We start from the raw sequence: 20,884 nt of genomic DNA, 5'->3' as shown, positions 1-20,884 counted from the left end.
GTCCAGCGATGAACGGACAATCCAGGTGAGACTGCCTTTGAACGGCTTCCAGCCGAAGGCCCTCGAAAAGGCTCGAACCGCGGCCAAGATCAGCCGTGGCGATCTCTCCCGCGCAATCGGCGTGGACCCGACCACCGTTCACAATTGGGAAACCGAACGATCGCAACCGTCGCCCGACCATCTGGCGCGTGCCGCTGAGCAACTCGGCATCCCTCTCGATCAACTGATCTTCGTGCCAGAGAAGAACAGGACGATCGCTGACCTGCGCAATCTCGCGGGAATGACCCAGAAGGATATCGCCGGCCGCACGGGCCTGAGCACCACGACGATCGGCAGGATCGAGCGCGGCGAAGGGACTCTCGCCGATCGCCACGCCACCGCACTTAGCGAGGCTCTGCATGTGGAGATCCAGACGATCCGTGCCGCGTTCATCCGAGCTCGAACCAGACCTCTCCGCCCTCTTCCCAAGACCAGCTAGCGCGCATCCCGGACCTGCGAGTTTCCTCATCCTTGATCACCCACTCGCAGCCGCTGCTGACGACGACGATCAACTGCCTGGCGTAAGCCGCTGACCGCCAGGGCTACCGCTACCGCAAGCACCGCAGCGACGACGATGAGCCGGCGGATATCGAGGCCAGCGCCTTCCGCGCCAGGAAGGGCCAGCAAGGGCGATTCCGTTGCGGCGATGATCATGTTGTGTTCGAGAAGCCAGGCCGTGGCCCTTGCCGACATGGCCGGAATGGCGCCGACGACGATTCCGAAGATCAGTGGGGCTGCCATCAGCAGGGACATCTGATCCGCGTCAGACAGTCCTGCCGCGTTCGCCGTACCCGGGGTGGGACGCTGGGGTTCTGACTGGCTCTCGAACATGACCGATCTCCTCGTGTCGCCGGAATTGGGCTTCTACGAGTAGGAAGATCCGGTCGAGACGTCCTGTGTGACACGCGTCGGCAAACAAATTTCGGAACCTGGGCGGCGCACGTGACGGGCAGGTGATTGACACGCTTGCGGTCTTCGTCAGATGCGGGGAAGTTTCACTGAAACTCCACTTTGGATCGTCAATAATTACACCTAGAGTGATATTATTGGTGCATGAAAGGTGATGATCGCTTCCTCGCACTGGCTGACCTCGCCCAGGACCAGTGGGGCATGTTCACCTCAGCGCAGGCCGCAGAGTCGGGCGTAAGTGCGCAACACCTCAAGCGGTTGGCAGACCGATTCATCCTCACCCGCATCAGACATGGCGTGTACCGGCTGACAGGGACGCCGATTCACCCCACCGATCACGTGCGCGCCCAGTGGCTTGCACTCGACCCGACACGCTCGGCGACAGAGCGCATCGGCAGTGCCGATCCCCGCGGGGTCGCCTCTCATCGAACGGCTGCCGACTTGAGACAACTCGGCGACATCGATGCTGACATTGCAGAGTTCACCGTTCCGCGCCGGCGCAACACACGTAGCGACGGAGTCCGTTTCCACGTCGCCACGCTGGACCCCACACACTGGTCTCTACTCGACGGCCTGCCCGTCACGACGACAGCAAGGACGATCGTCGACCTCGCATCTTCTCGAACAGACGGTGGACACCTCGCTGGCGTGGTGTGGGATGCATTGCGCACCGATCAGGTCTCGCGGGGACAGTTGGAGTCCCAACTGCGCCCATTTGCGCACCTCTACGGCGCACCCCTCGGTGACGGAGCAGGATTGATCGCCGCCCTCATCGACGATGTCGCCGCCTCGGACCTGATGTCCACACCGACCGATACGAGAGCCTCTCGCCAGGAGGAAGCCGCTGACGAGGTCGGGCACGGTCCCGGCGTCCTGAATATTCTGCGTGATCCCGCCCTGCCCGCCGCACTTCGCGCGCTGCGTAAACAAGGAATCGTATAGTGGCACAACACTATCCGTCGGCAGCAGCATTTCACCGGGCACTGCTGGCACGCCTGGGAAGCCAGGCAAAGACATCCGGTCGCACGACTGAAGAACTTCAACGCGAGTACTTCACCCAGCGGTTCCTGGCGAGGGTGTTCTCGTCACCTGATTCGCGGTGGATCCTCACCGGAGGCGGTGGAATGCTCGTTCGCATCCCTGGGGCCCGTCACAGCCAAGACGTCGATCTGCTTCATCCCGGAACAGACATCATCGGTGCCGTCGACGAACTACGAGCTCTCAGCGTCCGCCCGGACCTGGACCGGTTCACTTTCGAGATCGAGGCGAAAGGATCACTGACCGGCGTCAGTCGGGGTGCTCAATTGAAAGCAACCGTTTATCTCGGCACTACGCGCGTAGGAAACTTTCCGATCGACATTGCGATCGAACGCACCTTGATCGGACCGGTGGAACGACTGCAGCCCCGCCCCGCCGTCGAGATCGCAGACGTCTCGACGCTGCCGGCCTTCACGGTCGTACCTATCGCTGACCAGATCGCTGACAAACTGTGCGCGATGTACGAACTTCACGGGCCTCAGCAGGTCACCCCCTCAACGCGATTCCGTGATCTCGTTGATCTGCTACTCATCATCACCTCATGCACGGTCGACGCCGAAGACACTGTGAACGCACTACGGGCCCAACAAACCCGCCGCGTGCTCACACTCCCCCACACGCTTGCATCTCCCGGGCCGAGCTGGGCCGCCGGCTATCGTGCACTCGCGTCGAAGACATCGTTGAAATCCGAGCTTCATACGCTCGACGACGCACTCGCCGAGCTCAGCCGTGCACTGTCTCCATTGCTGTCGGGGCGGAGATCCACAGGGACATGGGACCCCGCCGCGCGGCAGTGGGTGCCGGCCGAGCTCGACTGAGGTCACACCAGTTCAGGTACCTGAACAGGCTTGCGGATCGAGACGTAGGAACTGTCCGGAATCGCAAGATCGCCCACCTCGTCGGTGTCACTGCGCCAGGTCAACGAGAGCAACGAGTCTTCGATGATGTCGGGCTCGGGTTCGGTGTCGACAACGACCCACTCGTCGGTGTCCTCCATCAACAACAGATCACCCAGTGCCACGTCAGCGGCGCGAACATCCTGGACAGGTCCGTATTGGTCCTCGTGTTCGTCTCCACTGGCGAATGCATAGTCCGATTCCTCGCTTGGAGCCGCATCATCGACCGCCTCCTTGACGACGGTGAGTCTGGTTCGGGTCTGGTCGAGGTTCGACTGTTCTGTTCGGATTGCAGGATCGGCCAGTTTGTCGAGAAACGCCGCCGCAGCTGCGGGATCGTTTTTCGCGAGCGTCGGCCTGCGGTAGGTGTCGAGGTCGACGAAGTCCGCCATCGCTGGTCGCTTCGTCGGAGTTTCGGGCGCCCCCAACAGACCCAACAATGCGGTCGGCGATGCGATTCGGCGATCGGTATCGCGGTTCATCCGTGCTCGCTTGAGTACCGGGTCGAGGTCGGGTCGGTCACTGGCAAGGACCCAGTCAGCGGCGACGTAGTCGAAATAGGTCAGAGGAGCGGGTTCTGACGTTTCGTCGGAGGCGTCGATGTCCGGGAGAGATTCCGGAGGAACGATCAGCAACCGCGGGTGTCTGGTCACCGGTGGCCGGAGCCTGTCGAGGAGATCAGCGTCCGGAGTACCGTCACGGGTCTTTCGTGGATCCGGCACGCGGTAGCACTGGATTTCGAGCGGCTGATAGTTGTCGGTGACAGTGGTGCCTCGCCCGCGGCACTTGCGCGGAACGCTCGTGCCAATCGTCGGCGACTGCCACATCATGGTGGCCGCTTGAGGCGAGAGCCGTCCCATGGAGATGCGCATCGCGAAGTTGTCGCGCATGTCGCCGAGGAAGTAGATCGCGTCGGGACGCTGAGTACCGAAGACCAGATGCACTCGCGAGGTACGCGCTTTGCGTGCCATCGACGCCAGCATGGCGAGCACCGGTGGTTGTCTCGGGCCGCCTTTCGGTTTGACCGAGGTGTACCAGTCTTCGACATTGCCGCGGAATTCCGCCCACTCGTCGAGGAACACCAGCACCGGTTCGAAATCCGCTTCCGTTGCCTCGCCGGTGACGATCTTCTGGTAGCGGTACTCCATCAAGTCGCGTGCACGATGCACCATCGCGACTTGCTGCTCGATGGTCGTGGCGACCACTTGGACGTTGGGCCAGTCCTGGAAGCCGAGGAATTCGACATATTTTCCATCGAGCACCCAGATCGGCCATCCGCGGCGCGAGAAGTTGACCAACAGGTTGTGTGCCGTCACTGTCTTGCCGCTACCGGGAGGTCCGATCAGCATCAGATTCGGATCGATCGCGGGGCGCCACACCACCTCGTTGCCGTCTTCGTCGACCCCGTAGGGGATCTCCACCGAGTCGTAGCTGGCCAACAAATCGACATCCGGGTCGATGTCCGGGGCGGGCAACCAAACGCTGTCGGGGAACGCAGCACGTTGCTCGAACGTCACCTCGTCCGTGTGATGGTTCCACTTTGCACGCCAGCGTCCGGGGAACATCGCATTGATCGCGCGTTCGACACGAGTGCGATAGCCATCAGACACGAGCTTCGATCCGATTTCGTGCCGCACCATCATGGAGGTGACTTCACCGGTCTTGGTATCGACATCAATCGCAGTCACTGTTGCGGTCGGTCCCAGCAGTTGCCCGACATAGCGTTTTGCACGCGCCACCGCTTCACTGTCGGAGGGCTCTCGTTCCGGCTCCGCTGCGGGCGTGAAAATCAACCGCCGACGGTTGGGATCGTGCTCGGCGAGTGCAAAGAACCCCCACCCCTGGTCTTCGAAAACCTCGCAAATGTCGTCGAACCATGTGTCGTCGTTCAGCGGCTGCGCCGACGTGTAATACACGGTGAGTTTTCCCGGCACGCCCGGAGTCCCTCCGCTCCACTTCGATACCGACAACACCGCCCGCGTCGCTTCCGGGATGCCCATGACGGGGCAGAGTCGTTCGATTACTTCGTCGACCTCGACATCGCGCAGTTGTTTTTTCTTCCCCGCGACTCCGGCGTACACCGCGCCTATCGACAGTCCTGCGGCCGCCGGAACTGACAAGGCGGCATACCCGAACAGCGGCGCCCCGGCGCCGACACCCACTGCCGCGCTTCCGAGGCAGAAGCTGTCGCGAACCCAAGTCCGCGACCGCGCCGGCAGTGAACTTATGCGAGGGGTACGAGCGAATCTGGCGGGAGCCTTTTCCTGCGCAGGACTCGTCATCGCCGACCCCCGATCACCCGACGGCAATCGAATCCGGTCTGCATCTGCATGGCGCTCCTCCTGTGGTCGGCCAACCGCGCGCACGCGCAGTTGCCTCGAATGGTTCTTCTACTCACAGGAAGATCCCGCCAACCCGAGCTGAGTGACATCGCGGCCGAAGAAATCTCTCTCCACTTTCACTCAAGCCGGAACAGCTACGTGTAAATCCGACACCGCCCCGCATCAGATACACCACGAGTGAGATGTTCATGGGAGGCATCCCATGGCACTCCCACGGCAACTCCCCTTCGCGGAACTCGTAGAACAACTCGCGCTCACATCAATCGCGAAATGACACCGTCACCCCTTGACACGTGGGTTACGCTCCGAACAGCGCAACGAAGTGAGCATGGATCGGAGCGCCCCCCCGCGTAGGGGATAAATTCTCTCCCCGGCAACTACACCGATTCGCGCTGTTCAGCAGGTTGCGGGGCTCCAGAACGAAGATCCGAGCCGTCCATCTATCCCACGCCTCAGCCAACAGACAATCTGAAAAGAACCTTCTCCCATGGGCGTCCCAAGCCCGTCCCCTTAGCCAATCAACGGCCACGCACCTGTTGTTCAACAGCCTGCGATGTGTCCGGCCGCGAGCCGTTTCGCGCGAGTCTCACCCACACAAGTTCGAGCAGATTCCCACATCGCAAGTTTCGGCACACAAGTTGGGGAACGTCCTCGCCGGTCCTGCAAATGCCTTTCGACCCTGACCCAGGGCGACGGGTCGCGCCTAGGGTTCCCGGGCAATGGCTTCAGGTCAGGTCCGCTTGCGGCTCGCGATCTCGTCGGAGAGCTGCTGAACGTGGGCGGCGTCCGCGTCCCGGGCAAGGGCGACGTAGTGGTCCATGACAGCCGGCCGGTAGCGCACGGGCAACGTCTGTCCTGGGGCGAGTCGTGTCAGCTCGGTGATCGTGAGGTCTTCGTCTGCGATACCGCGGAACAAGATGCCGTCGGAGGTCTCCACGTCGAACATCAGGACCACGCGTGGATTGCTGTTGACCTCCCGCCAGTCGACGAGAACGCCGAGCGCAAGCACCCCCCTCCGCAGTTCCGCATTGCGCTTGCGTGCATCACTGCTCATGAGCGGGTTCGGGGCGACGCCCGGAAAGTCGGGCCCGACGCCGAGCGATTCCCGACTCAGGTCAGGCCTGAGCTTCGACATCACATCGTCGAGCGTCATCTTTGAATCGTTGCGCTTCTTCTTCCAACCGAACATCCTGACCCCTCCATCACAGCGGCGCCGGAATCTCGGCCTGGAGCTTCGGCGCTCGGTGCGATCGTAACGGCCGGCATTGCCCGAATCAGACAGATGACCGACGCAAAAACATGCAGATGCCGACTCGTTGGATCCAGCGCGGCGATCTGCGGTGGTCTCCAGGTGGCGGGGTTCGACGCTGATGTTCGGATCCGAGCACTGGCCGTTATTGCCAACGATCATTCGAGCTGGTCAACGTACATTGCTGGCGAGATCCTGCAATCCGAAAGTCGTCATGAGCTCGACCTCGCGGAGATCGCGTGGTCGAGCTGTGGCAACAACACCGGGGCGAACGGATCGAGCAGTGATTTCCTCTCCGGATCGCAGCCAGAGCGTTAGTGCGGGAGGGGAGCCAGCATTACCCGCGCGGATTTGAAGCGATCCAGCAGCTGCCCCGTCAGTTTGAGATGCCGGGCCTAGTGTCCTGCGCCGGTAGTAAGTTTCCGATATGGCTCTCGGAAACGAGTTGGTCGCTCGCATCGAGCGGACCGTGGACTTCTACGGTCCCGGCCGTCCGATTCCGGCAGACGAGCTTCACACGCGATTGCATGCACTCGACATCATCCCGGACAAAGACTTCACCGAGTTCGTGGGACGTTGGGGCGGATGCTTCGTGGGCGTGTCAGTGCACGCATGGGACAACGCCGAGCTTATCGGTCGTGAGACATGCATCGAGCTGACCATGGGGGCGCGTGACGCATACGGCGCCCTCATCGACGGGGTGGTGTTCGCTGACGACGGGTCGGGGAATCCGATCTGGATCGCTGCCGACGGAAGCGTGTGCTTGGTCGACCATGACAACGGAAACACAGTTGTTCGACTGGCTGCCAGTTTCCGCACGCTGTTGGAGGAGAACGTCGACGAGTGACTCACGAAGGCATCCGCGCGATTCCGGCTGCCCTTGTCGCCCTCGCGGGCTGCATGTCCGCGGTGGTCGCCCCACAACGACCGGACCTGTCACCGAGATGATCGAAGGCGTTGCGGGCGTCGTGGCTGGGGCCGGCCTACGGATACACGCATGTCGCCCCCTCGACGGGGCACTAGTTCATCGGACGGCTACTGCGCTTACACGCCAGACGCCGATTTTGACGGCACTCATGTAGACAGCGAAGGTGTTTTTGCTCAGTTCTTTTCCATCAGGTCCGGTGGCAGTTTGTGTCACTGCGAGCACACGGGAAACTTTGGCGGGTTGATCAGCAGGGTGTTCGTCGCCGGCAATGCTCGCTGTGGCAATGACGATCGCGTGGTCGTCTGCCCAGTTCTGCCATTGCTTACCGGTGATCGGTGCAAGCGCAATGAATGAGTCGGCATTCGCGGCGTAGTACCTCTCGTCGAGAAGTGGCGCCGCCCGTTGAGCTGCCGCGGATTGGTTTACGTCCTTGCCTGGCGCGTAAGAGAGCATGGTGCGAGCGGCGGCGAGCATGACCGATTCTGCATCGTTCTCGTTGGCTCCGGCCAGTGTGTCGGGGAGCGCTGGAGGCGGAGTGGTGGTCAGGGCTGGAGGGGCGGTCGGCGGCGACGGAACTGTCGTCGGCGCCGAGCCGGACTGGCTACCCTCAGCGAAGACGTCTGTCGATGGGAGTGGGGGCACCGTCCACGAGGTGTCGGCCTCGGCACTCGTTTCCACCGGATGATCTTCGGGTTCGTCGCTTCCTCCGCACGCTGTCAGTACCAACGCGGCAGATGTGAGAGCAGCAAGCGCGAGCGAGCGATTGCGAGTAATCATGGTGAAGGTTCCTATCCGAATCGTTTGACGTACATCTCTTCGCCGGCCCAGCCGGAGAGCGGCATGATCGAGACGCTTTTCCCCGATTCCGGGGCGTTGAGCAACATGTCCTGACCGTTTTCGGTGCCGTAGAAAATGCCGACGTGATGGGTGTCGCCGCCTGCGCCGAAGTAGATCAGGTCACCTGGACGCTTCTGGTCGAACGGAATGTCTTGGCCTCGGGAGTCGTACAGCTGGCCGGGGTTGGAATGACTTCCGGTGAAGTGAGGGAGCAAAATTTGGCCACCGGAGGCTTGGTAAACCGCGTACAACGTCAAGCCTGAGCAGTCGAAGCCGACCTTGTTCGAATCGCCGTTCGCATCTCCTGCCCCGCCACCATCACTGATGCCTTTCGTTGGACCGTTCTGATCTCCGCCTCCCCACGCGTACGTTGTTCCGATCCATTGGGAGGCCGCAGCGATCACGTTCGCTCCGAACGGCCCACCCGGCTTGAACTGAGGTCCACCGGGGTTCGAGGTCCCAGGCGCGCAGGCGCCGCCGTCGATGATCGTTGTTGCGGCGCCACCCTTGACGATGTCTGCCAGCTCCTGCGGCGTCAGGTCTTTGCCTGAACCTTTGAACTGCGAAGCTAGTTGCCGAGCGAGCGTTTCGTCGTCGGCGTATGCCTCCGGGTGAGCCGATCCCTGCACGGTTTGGGCGGCGACGGTGACTGGCATGGATTGCCAGCCCGAAACTTTGAGCAACGCGTCAAAGAATTTGACGTTCGCCGTTACGGGGTTCATCAGCTCTTCCGCGGTGCCCCAGATGCCGACTTGTTGTTGGTATTGATTGACCGAGAGGTGATCGCTTCCGACGCCGTCGTGGGGATATTGCAGCGACTCGGGCACGTTGGAGCTGGCGAGCATTCGGTAAGTCGATTCCTGGCTCATGGTGGCCAAGGCAACTACGATTCCTTGATCAGGAACGCCCATGGACTCGCCTATGGCGACAGCTTGTTTCGCCAGCGCCGTTTGGCTTGCGTTGAGACCGCCCGTGCCGGCGGGGGTGGATTTCGCCACCAACTCTGCATCGGGCTGCGTTGGGGCGGAGGCTGCTGCAGGGGAGGCGGTTCCTCGTTGCTTGAGCCAGGGAACCGGGTCGACTCCACCGCCCATCGACCATTGTCCTGGGTAGATACCGAAGTGCAGGTGCGGGCCGCTGGATTGTCCTTCGCTGCCGACTTTGCCGATGAGTTGGCCTGCGGTGACCTTGTCGCCGGCTTTGACGAGCACTCCTGCTGCGGTCATGTGCCCGTAGAGAGATTCGACGGTCTGCCCGTCGATGGTGTGCCGGATGCGGATCCAGTGTCCGTAGCCCGAGGCCGGTCCAGCGACGACGACTTCACCGTCTCCTGCAGCGTAGAAGGGGGTATCCAGCGGGGCCGCGTAATCTTGTCCGTCATGCATTCCGCCTTCTCGCATGCCGAACGGCGAGCTGATCGTGTACGTACCTTCGGCCATCGGAACTGCCAGAGATCCGGGTTTCAGACCTACCAACGATCCGTCTGCACGAATGTCGGTACCGGTCGGCTGACCGCAGGTGGTGTCCTCACCGGTGAGGGACAAGATGACGAGAATCGGCGCCATCAGCACGACCATGCACACGATCGGCACGGAGATGAGGATCCACCACCACTTCTTCGACGAACTTCCCGAATCGGGGGACGGTGGTGCGGCGAGGAGCGTCATCAGCGAGGCCGCCGGGTCAGCGAGCTCGGCTGCGGGGTCCTCGCGTTACCCGCTCCTGCTTGAGCTGCCGCCGCCATCAGTCCGGCAGTTCTGGAGCCGGATCCGGTGGGAATGTTGACGGCGGGAACAACTGGAGCGGCGGGCGGACGTGCCGGCGCGGCGGTTGGCTTCGGCGCCTTCGGGGCGCGGGTGGGAGTGGTGGGCAACAGCAGCGGCGCACCGGAATCGGTGGTGAATTCGCGGAAGGCCCGACCGTCTGGTGCAACAGTTTTCGATGCTGAACTGCGAACTTGTCCACGCTCCGGAGCAAGACCCGACGGCGCCGTGCCAATCGACTTCTTGATGCCCGGTTTGTCTGCGACAGCCGATTTCGAAAGTCGACTGCGCACCGCGGCCGCCGCGCTATCCGCACCGGTTCCACGGCTCGGTGAGCTCGTAGAGGACCGTGAACCCGAGGACTGTGAACGGGCCATCGTGGCCGGGTCGGAGAGATTGTCGATCGACTTCTTGGCCTTCTTCGCTCCGGAGACTGCTTTCGTGCCCGCCCAGACTGCGGCAGCGACGCCTCCCGTTACCGCAGTCGACGTCGCGGTGCCAGCTACTGAGCCAACGGCCTTGGTTGATGTGGTCGCTTTCTTCGCGATCTTGCCTGCGCCCTGGACCGCGGCCTTGCCGCCACGGTAGATCTGCCGGCCCTGCGCAGCCATCAACGCGATATCTCGACCCGACGTAGGGGTAGATCTGGTGATGGATGTCGGTGCGGCATCGGGTCGCTTCGCCAAAATCGACGCCAGACTGTCCGACATCCGTTGCAGACCCTTGATCGCGCGACGGAAGAGGAGGAGTGCGACGATCAGGAAGATGTCGACGAAGAAGACGGTGCGGATGAGATTCGATTCGTCTGAAGCGAAAAGGTCTTGGACGACGAGCACGTATCCGACCAGGAAAACTATGGAAAACATCATCTGCAGCAGCGACATCGCGACGTTGGCGATCGTGCGCCAAAACTGTCCACGCATCGACGGTGCGATGGCAACGACGATGCCAGGGATGGATTTGATGGCGTTGCCGATCGAAACCCCTGCAGCGAGAACCAACCTGCCCGCCAGGTAGATCGCGAAGAGCATCAGCAGGGTGCCGGCGAAGATCAAGAAGAGCAGACCCATCGCTTGACCAGGGCCAGGATTGTCGGCGTATTGCTTCATCGGACCGTCATCGCCATCACACGCCGCGATCGCGTCTTTGATGCGATCTTCAGGCTTGTCATCCGGATTGAGCAGATCCAGGGCCGCCCCCGCGCCGGGAAGAATGTCACCAACCTTCTCTTGCACCTTGTCCATGACCCCGGGCCCGTCCGGGGTCGCGGCGTAAGCCTCGTCGAATTCCTTGACGCACTTGCCGTTGTTGTCCGGCGCATCAAGCACGACCCCGAAGTTGATCAGCTGAGTGGGCTGGCGCAGGAAGGTATCTACGAGGGTCGATTTGATGGTGTCGATCTGCTGATCGGCGTTGCCGCTGGTATTTCCACCGTTCGCCAGTCCCGACGCGACTTCGAGTCCGGCATCGCGTGCAGCGAAGACCAGGCCGTCGTTACCGACGACCCGGTCGAGGGGGTTGGCGAGAAATCCGACGGCCGCGGCCGCGATGACACACGACATGAGCAGTTCGTAGATGCCCGTGGAGAAGCGCCCGCGTACGAACCACACGGCCACGCTGAATCCGGCGATGGTCAACATCAGTGGGGTGAGCGCGAATTGGTCGGTGATCGAGGTGACGGAGTCTGCGATGGTGCGGACCGGCGTGAGAATCATTTCGATCCAGTCGAAGGACAACGCGTAAGTGATGAACCAGATCGCCGTCGCCATCATGAATCGGAAGACCTCGTATTCGAGGGTGATGATGTACGCCCAGATCATTCTCCAGCCGCCGCCCATTGAGGCGTTGCCCTTGTCGATCGAGAGGAAGTAGCTCCAGGCGTCGATTCCGTGCGTGTCCTTGAGCGCCATCCATGCGAAGAACGGTGATGCACCTCCTCCTCCGCTGGGGTCCGCAGCCGCGGGCGTAGCGAAAATCAGCAAAAGTGCACCAAGAGCGTGCCATCCCGCGGCCACCCGAATGAGCAGGCGGCTCCACCAGCGTGACCACAGCCAGCGAGAGATCGGTTTGCTCACGTACATGATGACGACCAACCAGGATTCGGGAATCCACGCTTGGGCGATCCGGCTGGCGGAGTGCAGGAGCCAACGCAGTGAGTGTGTGACCGCGGCGCGGACGCTGAAGTACTCGCGGGCTTCGGGACTGCCCTCGACAGCGTCCTGGTCGAGGGGGTGCGCCGCGGTCGAGGTCATGCCTTCACCAGCTTCTTGTTGTCTTTCGGGGTGGTCAGCGCGGCTTCACGGCGCGATTCGGTGGCGGGGAGAAGAGTTTTGATGCGGCCGACGTTTCCGCTGCCGTCTCGCATGTAGCCCTCGCCTCGGCGGTGCGGCTCGACGTAGCCGTCTTTTCCCGTGACCGGCGCTGTCTGCTCCGTGAGCTCTTTGACCAGGTCTTGGTTCTCTGGGTCCAGGCCCAGCCACTCGATCGCGCGCTTGGCGAGGCCTTCGTCGGTGTGGCGATGAACAAATCGGGTTTTGATGAGGCCGCGAAGTTTCGGTGTCCCGAACGCGCAGTCCTGATCACCTAATCCCACTGCTGCAGAGGACTTTCGGCCTTGAAGTACGAAATCTTCGACGATGTCGATACCGTCGTCGGCGTTGAGAAGGTGATGAGCTTCGTCGACGAGGAACAGCGCCATCTGGTCGGCGTCGGCGAAGCACTGACCGCGGGCGATCTTCGCGATGAGTGTGTAGACGGCGTGACCGAATCGCTTCTCGAGCGGCAGATTGTCGTACAGGTGCTGCTTCTCTGTCTGCAGCTGGGTGGGGAGCTCCACGCGGTGGGTGCGGAAGATGATCGCCGGCGCGGTGATCGGCAATGCCGGAAGGTCTTTCGCGAAGAGCGCTGCGGCATAGGTCAACCGGGCGTAGACGTTCATCTCCTCGCCGAGGTCGTAGGCACCGTCGATCAGGCAGTCGGCGGAGAGGAGGTGCTCGGTGAGCTCGCCAAGCCCTGCGTAGGGGTGCTTCGCGCGATAGGACGGTTCGAGCACCTTGGCCAGCGCCTTGCCGTGCGTTGATGTCGGCTGGATTCGCAGCAACGCCAGCATCACCGATTGCGTCATCTCCGCCGCGATGTTGGGCGGGAAGATCCGCAGTGGGTCGGTGCTGTAATCGGGCTCGACCAGATCAACGATGACCGCATCCGTGACCGCCCGAGCCCAGTTGGCGTATTCACCGAGGTCACTTTGATCGATACCGATGACCTGGCCGCCGCAGTCGACGACGTGACCGGCAATCACCTTCATGGTGACGGACTTTCCGGATCCGAGCTCCCCGGTGACAGCCCACGAAGAGGACTGGTCGCGGAGGGACTTACCGAGTATGTCGTTGTGTACCGCACCGATCCGGGCTGCCGTGATGTTCAGTGCGAGCAGAGGTCCGGAACTGTCGCCCAGATCGTTGCGAGTGAACGGCATGTAGGCAGCAAAATGTGTCGAGGTGGTGATGTGCCCGAATTCGCGCACGATCTTCGACGAGGGAACGCCTGGAATCATCGCCCACCACAAGTCCTCTTGAAATCCGAGCGGCGCGACCAGCTTGTAGTCCTGATGTTCAAAGGACTTCTTCACTGTTTGGGCTTCAGCGAGGGCCTGCTCTTCGGTGGGCGCGCCTACGGCAAAAAGCGCTGTCCAGGCAACTTCGACCTCGTCACGGTTGGTTTCGAGAAGCGAGCTGTACTCGGTCAGTGCAGAGGCTGCGATATCGAGGGCGCCCTGTCCGCCTGCCAGCTCGCCTTCCCGCTGCTCGTACTGTTCTTTGAGGTTTTCCAGCGCACGCTTGTTCGCACGCATCACGTCAGTGCCTGCTGTCACCTTGAGGCGAGCAACGAAATCGACGTCGATGTCTCCGAAGTCATCCGCCAGGGAAAAGAATTCCGAGCCGGGAAAGAGGACACCACCGGAGGGCATATCCGCTAGCGCGAGAATCACCTGGTACGACGCCGGCCGATCATCGATGTCGTAGGGCTGGTCGACCTTGAGAACTCGACTGAATGTGGGAACCTTCGGACGCCACCAAGTCGTGGGCGCATCGCGATCTGATTGCGCGCCTTCGTCGAGTCGTGCTGGGGCGAGCGCCGCTCCCGATTTCGGGGAAGGCGTGGACGCGGCGCCAGGCATGTCTCGATCGACATGGAGGCCGCGGGTCATGGAGTGCTGCCAGAGCCAAACCATCTGTGCTGGTGTTGCCGGTCGAGCTTCGAAGACTGCGGGGATATCGGCGACGATGAGATCCGCTTGGCGAATACGCGCCCGGACCTCGTCTTCGGGGACGGAGGTTCGAGGGAGTCCGATGAAGTCCGACAGCGACGTCCATGCGGCGTGCGTGGCGGCTTTTGCCTGTCCTGCGAGTCCGGTCGTTGTCAGGGGGATGCTCAGATAGAACACTCGTTGGCCGGGGCGATAGAGCTCGATGGAGTCGAGGGTCGCTTCGCATTCGATCGCCCAGTCTGTGTGGACGTCGAGATCAACCCCTTCGGTCATTCTCGCCACGACCGCTTCCGCACTCAGCGACGACGCGATGCCCATCAACATCGATTCGCCGGGCAGTGCGCGCACGAGCATCGTGTGCAGAGTCCGGGCGGTGCGCTTGTCGACGTTGGGTCGGTAGCCGTAGTCCATTCCGCTCAGTACGTAGTCGGCCCACACGACACCGGATTTCGTCCACCGGATATTTGCTGCCATCGACAGAGTTGGCTGTTCCATTGCGGCGGATCGCTTTCTACTCGGGGTTTCCGGCGTTGGCCAGCGCAAGGAGTTCCTTGACGCTTGATCGGCCGGGGCGCGGGGCGGGGTCGTTAGGTGAGAGGGCGGGCAGTTCCTGAGGTCGCGACCGAGTGCCGACAGCGTTGTGTGCGACCGGTACAGATTCAGAAGGGAATTCGGGTTCCACAGCAGCGACGAGTTGGTCCTCGATGCGCGGATCGGCAGTGATGTAGCCGCCGGCGTGAACAAGGTGCGGTGCTCGGATATTCACGCGTTTGCCGTTGATCTTCAGCTTGGCCTCAGGCGGCGCGAAGACGGACTTTTTGACCCCTTGAGCGACAGATGCTGGGCTTCGGCCGGCCAATCGGAGTTTGCCGACGACGAACACCGTGCCGCCGCAGCATGCGACGAAAAATCCGACGTTCCACGTGATGTTGTCGCCGAGCCACAACGGGTGCAGGAGCCACAGGATTGCTCCGACGGCGGCGCCACTGACTGCTTGCGGGACTGTGTAGGGGCCGAAAGGGAGCTTCTTACCGTCGGGTGTGCGGCCGATCAGCTGAGGGATTTTCCGAGCTGTTGTGAAGTCTTTGATGACTTCGACATTGTTGTCGTCGTTCATGCGGGCACCGACTCGCGTGAGGAGTTCTGTCGGTGTGCTCGTGTGGTCGCGTCCGTTGCCGCGGTGGTTACCTCGGACATCTGCAGTCCTCCTTGTCAGGGTCGGTGAAGGGCGATCCGAATGGGCGCGCGGTCGCCGTTTACACGGGCAGATCCAGACCCGGGTCCGGCGCTTCTACGACCTGCACGACAGAGATGGCCAGGTCCTCTCCGGTTCGGTCTTTGAGGGAGTCCATGTTGAAGACGACCCAGAGCGCTGCAGCCCCGATGAGAGCGGAGACGACCAGCCGGGCGATCGTGAAGGACTGGATCAAGTTCCGGAGAAGGAAGAACAGGACCAGGCAGCTGGCGGCGGATTGGAGGGCGACCTTTCCATTGGTGGTCAGCTCTCCGATCTTTTCGAAGACGCCGGCGGCAAGGATCGCGGTGTTGGGGTCAGCGGCGGCGAGTGCGAGGGACATGATGGGTCACCTTTCGGTTCGAGGGGTCAGTTTCCTGAAGGGGAAAACAGTGGGACTTCGCCGACAGCTGGAAGCGACAATCCGGGAGTTTGGCTTGGCGCGGGAGCCTGAGTCGGCGCTACGGATGTCGATGCGGAAGTCGACGGAGCGTTCTTCGGAGTCGACGGGGTCGGGGCGCTCGTGGTCGACGAATTGACGTCGCGGCGAGGGGCAGTAGTGGCAAAGAGCGGCGTTGAGTCGATGGCGCTGACTTCCCAGCGACCGCCGCGGGAAGTCATCGTCAGCGCGTACTGACCGTTGACAGATTCGGCGTCGGTGATCTTCAAAGATGCAGTGATCAACAAGCGCACGACGTCGCCATCTGAACGCGGTGCAGCCGAGTTCGACGCACTGAGATCGACCGAGGAGAGCACATCGGTGAGTGCGATGCTGCGGTATGGCGCCGGGACGATCGGTGCGATGGAGACCCCCGGCGTCAGGTAGCGAGCAACCTCGCCGTTGCCTGTCAGAAGTGCGGCGAGGAACTGGTTGGCCGAGGTTCCGATCGGGTGATTCGCGACTCGGAACTTATATCCGAGTTGAAGGTCTACAGCTGTCGACGGCTGCGCAACTTCGGAAGGAAGTGTGGCGGCGCGCGCACCGGATTCGGTCACAACAACAGGAACTTGGAAGTAGCGCCGAACGATTGTTGCGGAGGCATCGTTGGCGGGGCGTACCGAGACCGATACCGTCACGGCGTAGGTTCGTGCGTTGCGATCGAAGGCAATTGATGCGATGGCGGGGTCCGTCGCAACGTAGAGCGCAGATGCCGGAAGATTCGGTGGCGTGGCAACGAACCGTTCGATCTCACGCTCGTTTCCTCGGCTGCCTTGAAGCCACGTCACGACCAGTTGACGGGCTACATCTTCGGCTTGGGCTTGTGCTGCGGTGTCAATGCTTTGTGCTTCGTTGTCAGTTGCTTTGACGACTGCCGGAGTTGACGACGAGCCGAATACGACGAGCAGCAGTGAGACAATTCCTGCGACGAGAGCGGCGATGATCGCACCGCGAATTGCGCGTGTAGTCCACTGCTGACGAAGGCCCCACTGAACTCGCTCTGCGCGGACACGCTCCTCTACTTCATCGACGATCGTCTCGGCGGAATCGGCGGTTGCGGAACCATCCTGCTTCCGTTTCGGAGTGCGCCCGAAGTTGTTGATCTTCTTCCAATCAATGTTCATCGGATACCTGCCTCGGACGGCTGCTCTGACGAGTCGAGTTCTGATTCGCCGTCCGAGATGTCGGCGCTCATTGCCCGTGCAAGCGCTGCACGAGCGGCCGGCGCCTCTGCGAATACCAACAACGAGAGCGCGGCGCTGGCATCTTCGTCGAATGGGTTTCGTGTGAGAGCCGCAGCGACTCGACGGATCTCCTCAGCAATGGCATGGGCGTAGCCGAGATCGTGCAGTAGCGCTTGCATCGAGTCGTGCATCCGGTCCTCCTGGCGACTGGCGAGTGTGAAAGCCGCACCGATTTTGTGGGCTTCTACTTGTAGGAAGATCCGGGCGCGAAGACCTGAGTGACAGAGCTCGCCGAACTTTTTCAAAGTTTTTTCCGAGCGCGGTCAGTTGCTTGTTGCCAGAGGTTCAAACGTGCACGTCGATGCCTTCGATGCACGCGCATCTACTCACGGCAAAGCTCGCGGCAACAACATCTCCGGCAACAACAAACACTCCCCTGACAACAACAAACATGCAGGTCAGAGGCAATATAGGGCTGCTCTACTGGGCGCGAGACCAACCTCGCACGCGCACAGAGGAGACCCGTGGAAATGTCCACCCACGCAGCAACCGCCCCCAGCCATTCGTCGTCCGCCTTGCCGTCCCATGTCGCGGCTCGAGGCGACCTTTACAGCCGTCTGAACACCGAATGGATGCAGCTGTGCGCACGACCCTCAGCAGCGGCAGAGGTGCTCACATGGTCGGTCAATCAGCCGGCCTTGAATCAGGTTCAGGAACTCAACGACTTGGCCGGCGCCCATCGTCTCGATCGCGACGCCGTACTGCTGGCACTGTTGACCCTCCACCAGGAGGGCAGCGTTCTCGCGGGGCGAGCGCTATTGCAGCTGATGCTCGGGAAGTTGATCTCGTTGACCCGTCACGCGCGGGTGGCCGGTTTCGATTCCTACCACGCTTACGACGAGCGTGCGGCCACCACAATCGCCACTTTCATGTCATTGATAGCCGAGTATCGCCCGTCCGGAGAGAACATTTATGCAGCTCTCTTTTTGCGGACTTTGAAGAAGATCGCACACGAGAACACCTTTGCCGGTGAGATCCCCGCGTCGGATCTGATGGATCGTTCCGATGCTCCTGAGGCGGAAACCGAGAACCCATTTCTCGCCCAGGACTTGCTCGCTTGGGCTGTACGGAACGGAGTCATCAACGGCACCGACCGAGCTTTGATTCAGCGCGCATATCTCGACCAGACCGACACCGATCTGACATCGATCGCGGCTGAGATCGGCATGACCTCGGCCGCACTTCGTCAGCGGCTCTATCGCGCTGTGTCGAAGATTCGGAACAGCGTAGGAACTTCGAATCAGACGTCCGATCATGCGCGCTTCGCCCGTGCATCGCGCAGCGCCCGGCCGATCGAGCAGGCTTTGTGATGACTCGAACTCTCGACGCAGTTTCGTTGCTGGTGTGCTTCCTGATCGCTGGCTTCGTGATGAAGGAATCGTCCCTTCTTTTTGAGACTGCTGGAAGTTTCGACGCTGCGCTACGTATCCCTTCCGTGAGTCATCCCGAACTTTTGGGACAGCTGATGTCGCTCGCTCACCGCGCCGTCCTCACGGTCGTCGACCTTCTGCCGAACACCGTGACCGCACATTCGGGCAGCGGTTTTTCCACTTTCCCCTCGCTGTAATTGATGACGAAAAGAGATCTGTCATGACGACCATCGCTTCCCCATCTACCGACTACCGACGCGCCCGTTCGGTGGGTTCGGCAACCCTTCTTACAGCAGCCGTGGCGTCAACTCTGCTCACGATCTCAACGCCGGGGACCGCTCATGCCGCACCGGCTTCTGCAGGCTGCCCCACTGCGGAGGTGGTCATGATGACGGGGACGTTCGAGACAGATTCGGGAGCAGATTCTTCGGTGGCGACGGGCCTTCTCAAGCAAGTGACTGATCCGCTTGTTCAGCAGTTCGGAAACTCCCTCAAAGTCACTTACCCTGCCTACGAAGCATCCGCGTTCAACAAGGGCAAGACTTACGGAACGAGTAAGGCCACCGGAATAGAGGCTGCCGCGAGAGTCATGCAGACCCGGGCAGCGGAGTGCCCTAGTACTGTTTTCGCTCTCGGTGGTTACAGCCAAGGGGCGGATGTCGCGGGCGATCTGACGTGGCTGATCGGGCACGACAAGGGTCCGATTCCCGCGGAGAAGCTGAACGCGGTCGGCTTGGTTGCCGATCCCCGACAGAGTCCGAGCGAGGACAACACTCTCGTCGGTCCACCTGTCGACGGAGTCGGTATTGCGGGGGCGCGGCCAGGCGGATTCGGAAAGACCGCCTCGGTAACGCGGTCGTACTGCGCACCCGACGACCTGTACTGCTCGACGAACAGCAACAAGGACGGGTTACTTGCCGGTCTCGGCCGAGTACTTTCACAGCCCCCTACTGCATCCGGTCCACAGCAGAGTGATGGCTCTCAGCCCAACACAGCGGCCCTGCAGAACGCCCTGGTTTCGGACTACTCGAAGGTTGATCTCCCGGGCCTTGCCGGCAACGTCGACGCTCTGCAGAAGCAGCTCCAGTCTGGATCTCCCGACCTCGCCAGCGTGAGCGCAGCGGCATCCGATATTGCAAACACTCTGGTCCCTGTAGCGGATACGACCAAGTGGGTGACTCAGAATCCCGCCGTCGAACAATCACTCAAGTCAGCGGACGCATCGACGCCCGAGTTCGCGGCCGGCAAGATCGTCGAGACGGTCAAGGGTATCGATGTGGCCGGCGCATTGAAGGCCGCCGATTCGATAACGAAGGCAGTCCAGGGAGCCACAGGCGCGGCGCAGGTGCCGCAGTTGCAGGCTTCCGTCGATGCTCTCGCCAATCAGGTTTCACCTTTGACTTCCACCCCAGCGGATGGGCTCTCCGTTGCCGCGAACGCGCTCTCGATCATCAAGCCGAGTGTCCTCATCGATCAGGTCACCCACATCGGGACGAATGCCTTCGCATTGGCCAACAACATTCCAGCTGTCGCCGACATCTTCACGACTCGGATCCCGCAGATCGTTCTCGATCCCGCGCTCGATCCCATGGCGAAGGTCAAGGCGGTGCACGCCGAGTTCGACCAAATCAATGTTCTCTTCGAACCACTCGTCAAGCTCGCTGCAGGACTGGACTACAAGACCGCAGCATCACTCATCGCGATGATCCCCGACCCGTCCGGTACCGCTCAGATCGTGTCGATGATCGTCGGACTCGTAGGCAACCTCGATATCATCGGTTTGGCCAACTCCGCCGGCGAACTGCAGAAGCAGCTCTGGCACGCGATCGAAACTGGCGATGTCATCGGAGCCGGTCTGGGTGCACTCCCCCATATCCTCGACTTCGCGAAGATCGCGGTAGGCACACTCGGGGGTGGACAGAAGACTGATCCGGCCAAACTCGGAGCAGCGTCCGCATCGTCAGCGACCGGCCAGCAGCTAACTCAGCAGTCCCAGACAGGGGACCTTGGTGGGCTCGCCTCGAATCTCACCGCGCTGGCAGGTTCTGACGGCGCCGATGCACTGGCACAGATCGGGACCGAGGGACTGAAGTTCGCTTCGTTCATCGGTTCCGGAGCTCACCAGAGCTACGGAGAAATGGTCATCGACTCCGCTGGAACGACCGCCCTCCAGGATCTGACCAACCACTTCCGCGACGCGATTGCGAAAGTGACCGCCTGACTCCCCTGACCTCATCTCTGCACAGTCAAGCAGTCAAACAATGAACCGCACGGCCAGGGAAGGGTCTCACCGTCCAACGGTGGGGCCCTTTTCGCTTTCCCATTT

18 protein-coding genes are annotated in these 20,884 nt (G+C 61.5%); 7 read left to right on the top strand and 11 right to left on the bottom strand.

Translation table 11 applies throughout. The features are described from left to right. Window positions 1–25: 25 nt before the first annotated feature. Window positions 26–478 (top strand): helix-turn-helix domain-containing protein, encoded by a 453-nt coding sequence (locus AC2ETI_RS30160; protein WP_253741143.1) that lies wholly within the window; start codon window positions 26–28, stop codon window positions 476–478. A 26-nt stretch (window positions 479–504) separates the two neighbouring features. On the opposite strand, the gene AC2ETI_RS30155 is transcribed toward AC2ETI_RS30160, so the two are convergent. Continuing rightward, window positions 505–870 carry a hypothetical protein gene (locus tag AC2ETI_RS30155; protein WP_058037109.1) on the bottom strand — a complete coding sequence of 122 codons (366 nt, stop codon included), beginning with the start codon at window positions 868–870 and terminating at the stop codon, window positions 505–507. Between the two features lie 222 nt (window positions 871–1,092). Here AC2ETI_RS30155 and AC2ETI_RS30150 point away from each other — a divergent pair, with 222 nt between their 5' ends. Both AC2ETI_RS30150 and AC2ETI_RS30145 read left to right on the top strand, forming a co-directional pair. Continuing rightward, a complete protein-coding gene (locus AC2ETI_RS30150) occupies window positions 1,093–1,890 on the top strand; it encodes a type IV toxin-antitoxin system AbiEi family antitoxin domain-containing protein (RefSeq protein ID WP_058037110.1) in 798 nt (265 codons plus the stop codon). After that, the gene (locus AC2ETI_RS30145; RefSeq protein WP_058037111.1) at window positions 1,890–2,804 is read left to right on the top strand and encodes a nucleotidyl transferase AbiEii/AbiGii toxin family protein; all 915 of its coding nucleotides are present in this window, start codon (window positions 1,890–1,892) and stop codon (window positions 2,802–2,804) included. The genes AC2ETI_RS30150 and AC2ETI_RS30145 overlap by 1 nt, the downstream gene beginning before the upstream one ends. A gap of 2 nt (window positions 2,805–2,806) precedes the next feature. Here the strand turns inward: AC2ETI_RS30145 and AC2ETI_RS30140 are convergent, their stop codons facing one another. Next, on the bottom strand, window positions 2,807–5,164 hold the full coding sequence (locus AC2ETI_RS30140; protein ID WP_253741145.1) for an FtsK/SpoIIIE domain-containing protein: 2,358 nt from the start codon (window positions 5,162–5,164) through the stop codon (window positions 2,807–2,809). A gap of 790 nt (window positions 5,165–5,954) precedes the next feature. Beyond that, complete coding sequence (locus tag AC2ETI_RS30135) at window positions 5,955–6,377, bottom strand: hypothetical protein (protein WP_253741146.1); 423 nt, start codon at window positions 6,375–6,377, stop codon at window positions 5,955–5,957. A gap of 523 nt (window positions 6,378–6,900) precedes the next feature. Between AC2ETI_RS30135 and AC2ETI_RS30130 the strand changes: the two genes are divergently transcribed. Next, entirely contained in the window at window positions 6,901–7,320 is a 420-nt protein-coding gene (locus tag AC2ETI_RS30130; RefSeq protein WP_058037115.1) for an SMI1/KNR4 family protein, read from the top strand. Window positions 7,321–7,497: 177 nt separating this feature from the next. Here the strand turns inward: AC2ETI_RS30130 and AC2ETI_RS30125 are convergent, their stop codons facing one another. The 8 genes from AC2ETI_RS30125 to AC2ETI_RS30090 all read right to left on the bottom strand — a co-directional run bounded on the left by AC2ETI_RS30125 (window position 7,498) and on the right by AC2ETI_RS30090 (window position 17,319). Continuing rightward, window positions 7,498–8,178 (bottom strand): hypothetical protein, encoded by a 681-nt coding sequence (locus AC2ETI_RS30125; protein ID WP_058037116.1) that lies wholly within the window; start codon window positions 8,176–8,178, stop codon window positions 7,498–7,500. 11 nt (window positions 8,179–8,189) lie between these two features. After that, complete coding sequence (locus tag AC2ETI_RS30120) at window positions 8,190–9,905, bottom strand: peptidoglycan DD-metalloendopeptidase family protein (protein WP_058037117.1); 1,716 nt, start codon at window positions 9,903–9,905, stop codon at window positions 8,190–8,192. Next, a complete protein-coding gene (locus AC2ETI_RS30115) occupies window positions 9,905–12,253 on the bottom strand; it encodes a hypothetical protein (protein WP_058037118.1) in 2,349 nt (782 codons plus the stop codon). Before AC2ETI_RS30115 ends, AC2ETI_RS30120 begins: the two co-directional genes overlap by 1 nt. Next, window positions 12,250–14,745: an ATP-binding protein gene (locus AC2ETI_RS30110; protein ID WP_253741148.1), complete on the bottom strand. Its 2,496-nt coding sequence runs from the start codon at window positions 14,743–14,745 to the stop codon at window positions 12,250–12,252. The genes AC2ETI_RS30115 and AC2ETI_RS30110 overlap by 4 nt, the downstream gene beginning before the upstream one ends. A gap of 37 nt (window positions 14,746–14,782) precedes the next feature. Further along, window positions 14,783–15,388, bottom strand: coding sequence for a hypothetical protein (locus AC2ETI_RS30105; RefSeq protein WP_058037120.1), 606 nt, complete (start codon window positions 15,386–15,388; stop codon window positions 14,783–14,785). Between the two features lie 139 nt (window positions 15,389–15,527). Next, on the bottom strand, window positions 15,528–15,848 hold the full coding sequence (locus AC2ETI_RS30100; protein WP_084326087.1) for a hypothetical protein: 321 nt from the start codon (window positions 15,846–15,848) through the stop codon (window positions 15,528–15,530). 26 nt (window positions 15,849–15,874) lie between these two features. Continuing rightward, the gene (locus AC2ETI_RS30095; RefSeq protein WP_058037122.1) at window positions 15,875–17,068 is read right to left on the bottom strand and encodes a conjugal transfer protein; all 1,194 of its coding nucleotides are present in this window, start codon (window positions 17,066–17,068) and stop codon (window positions 15,875–15,877) included. Beyond that, window positions 17,065–17,319, bottom strand: a complete 255-nt coding sequence (locus tag AC2ETI_RS30090; RefSeq protein ID WP_011331715.1) for a hypothetical protein — start codon at window positions 17,317–17,319, stop codon at window positions 17,065–17,067. Before AC2ETI_RS30090 ends, AC2ETI_RS30095 begins: the two co-directional genes overlap by 4 nt. Window positions 17,320–17,658: 339 nt before the next feature. On the opposite strand from AC2ETI_RS30090, the gene AC2ETI_RS30085 reads away from it, so the two are divergent. From AC2ETI_RS30085 to AC2ETI_RS30075, 3 genes are read left to right on the top strand one after another with little or no spacing between them, the layout of a single operon-like run. Next, the gene (locus AC2ETI_RS30085) at window positions 17,659–18,498 is read left to right on the top strand and encodes a sigma-70 family RNA polymerase sigma factor (RefSeq protein WP_172826992.1); all 840 of its coding nucleotides are present in this window, start codon (window positions 17,659–17,661) and stop codon (window positions 18,496–18,498) included. Further along, window positions 18,498–18,755 (top strand): hypothetical protein, encoded by a 258-nt coding sequence (locus tag AC2ETI_RS30080; protein WP_058037124.1) that lies wholly within the window; start codon window positions 18,498–18,500, stop codon window positions 18,753–18,755. Before AC2ETI_RS30085 ends, AC2ETI_RS30080 begins: the two co-directional genes overlap by 1 nt. A 23-nt stretch (window positions 18,756–18,778) precedes the next feature. Continuing rightward, window positions 18,779–20,779, top strand: a complete 2,001-nt coding sequence (locus AC2ETI_RS30075) for a cutinase family protein (protein ID WP_058037125.1) — start codon at window positions 18,779–18,781, stop codon at window positions 20,777–20,779. Window positions 20,780–20,884 lie beyond the last annotated feature (105 nt).

This window comes from Rhodococcus sp. MurmanLake-1, assembly GCF_056945715.1.
This window is presented reverse-complemented; position numbering and strand designations above follow the sequence as displayed.

Coding starts and splice junctions, on each gene's coding strand:
- AC2ETI_RS30155 (WP_058037109.1), bottom strand. CDS start 870: ATGTTCGAGAGCCAGTCAGAACCCCAGCGTCCCACCCCGGGTACGGCG.
- AC2ETI_RS30150 (WP_058037110.1), top strand. CDS start 1,093: ATGAAAGGTGATGATCGCTTCCTCGCACTGGCTGACCTCGCCCAGGAC.
- AC2ETI_RS30140 (WP_253741145.1), bottom strand. CDS start 5,164: ATGACGAGTCCTGCGCAGGAAAAGGCTCCCGCCAGATTCGCTCGTACC.
- AC2ETI_RS30135 (WP_253741146.1), bottom strand. CDS start 6,377: ATGACGCTCGACGATGTGATGTCGAAGCTCAGGCCTGACCTGAGTCGG.
- AC2ETI_RS30130 (WP_058037115.1), top strand. CDS start 6,901: ATGGCTCTCGGAAACGAGTTGGTCGCTCGCATCGAGCGGACCGTGGAC.
- AC2ETI_RS30125 (WP_058037116.1), bottom strand. CDS start 8,178: ATGATTACTCGCAATCGCTCGCTCGCGCTTGCTGCTCTCACATCTGCC.
- AC2ETI_RS30120 (WP_058037117.1), bottom strand. CDS start 9,905: ATGACGCTCCTCGCCGCACCACCGTCCCCCGATTCGGGAAGTTCGTCG.
- AC2ETI_RS30115 (WP_058037118.1), bottom strand. CDS start 12,253: ATGACCTCGACCGCGGCGCACCCCCTCGACCAGGACGCTGTCGAGGGC.
- AC2ETI_RS30110 (WP_253741148.1), bottom strand. CDS start 14,745: ATGGCAGCAAATATCCGGTGGACGAAATCCGGTGTCGTGTGGGCCGAC.
- AC2ETI_RS30105 (WP_058037120.1), bottom strand. CDS start 15,388: ATGAACGACGACAACAATGTCGAAGTCATCAAAGACTTCACAACAGCT.
- AC2ETI_RS30100 (WP_084326087.1), bottom strand. CDS start 15,848: ATGTCCCTCGCACTCGCCGCCGCTGACCCCAACACCGCGATCCTTGCC.
- AC2ETI_RS30095 (WP_058037122.1), bottom strand. CDS start 17,068: ATGAACATTGATTGGAAGAAGATCAACAACTTCGGGCGCACTCCGAAA.
- AC2ETI_RS30090 (WP_011331715.1), bottom strand. CDS start 17,319: ATGCACGACTCGATGCAAGCGCTACTGCACGATCTCGGCTACGCCCAT.
- AC2ETI_RS30085 (WP_172826992.1), top strand. CDS start 17,659: ATGTCCACCCACGCAGCAACCGCCCCCAGCCATTCGTCGTCCGCCTTG.
- AC2ETI_RS30080 (WP_058037124.1), top strand. CDS start 18,498: ATGACTCGAACTCTCGACGCAGTTTCGTTGCTGGTGTGCTTCCTGATC.
- AC2ETI_RS30075 (WP_058037125.1), top strand. CDS start 18,779: ATGACGACCATCGCTTCCCCATCTACCGACTACCGACGCGCCCGTTCG.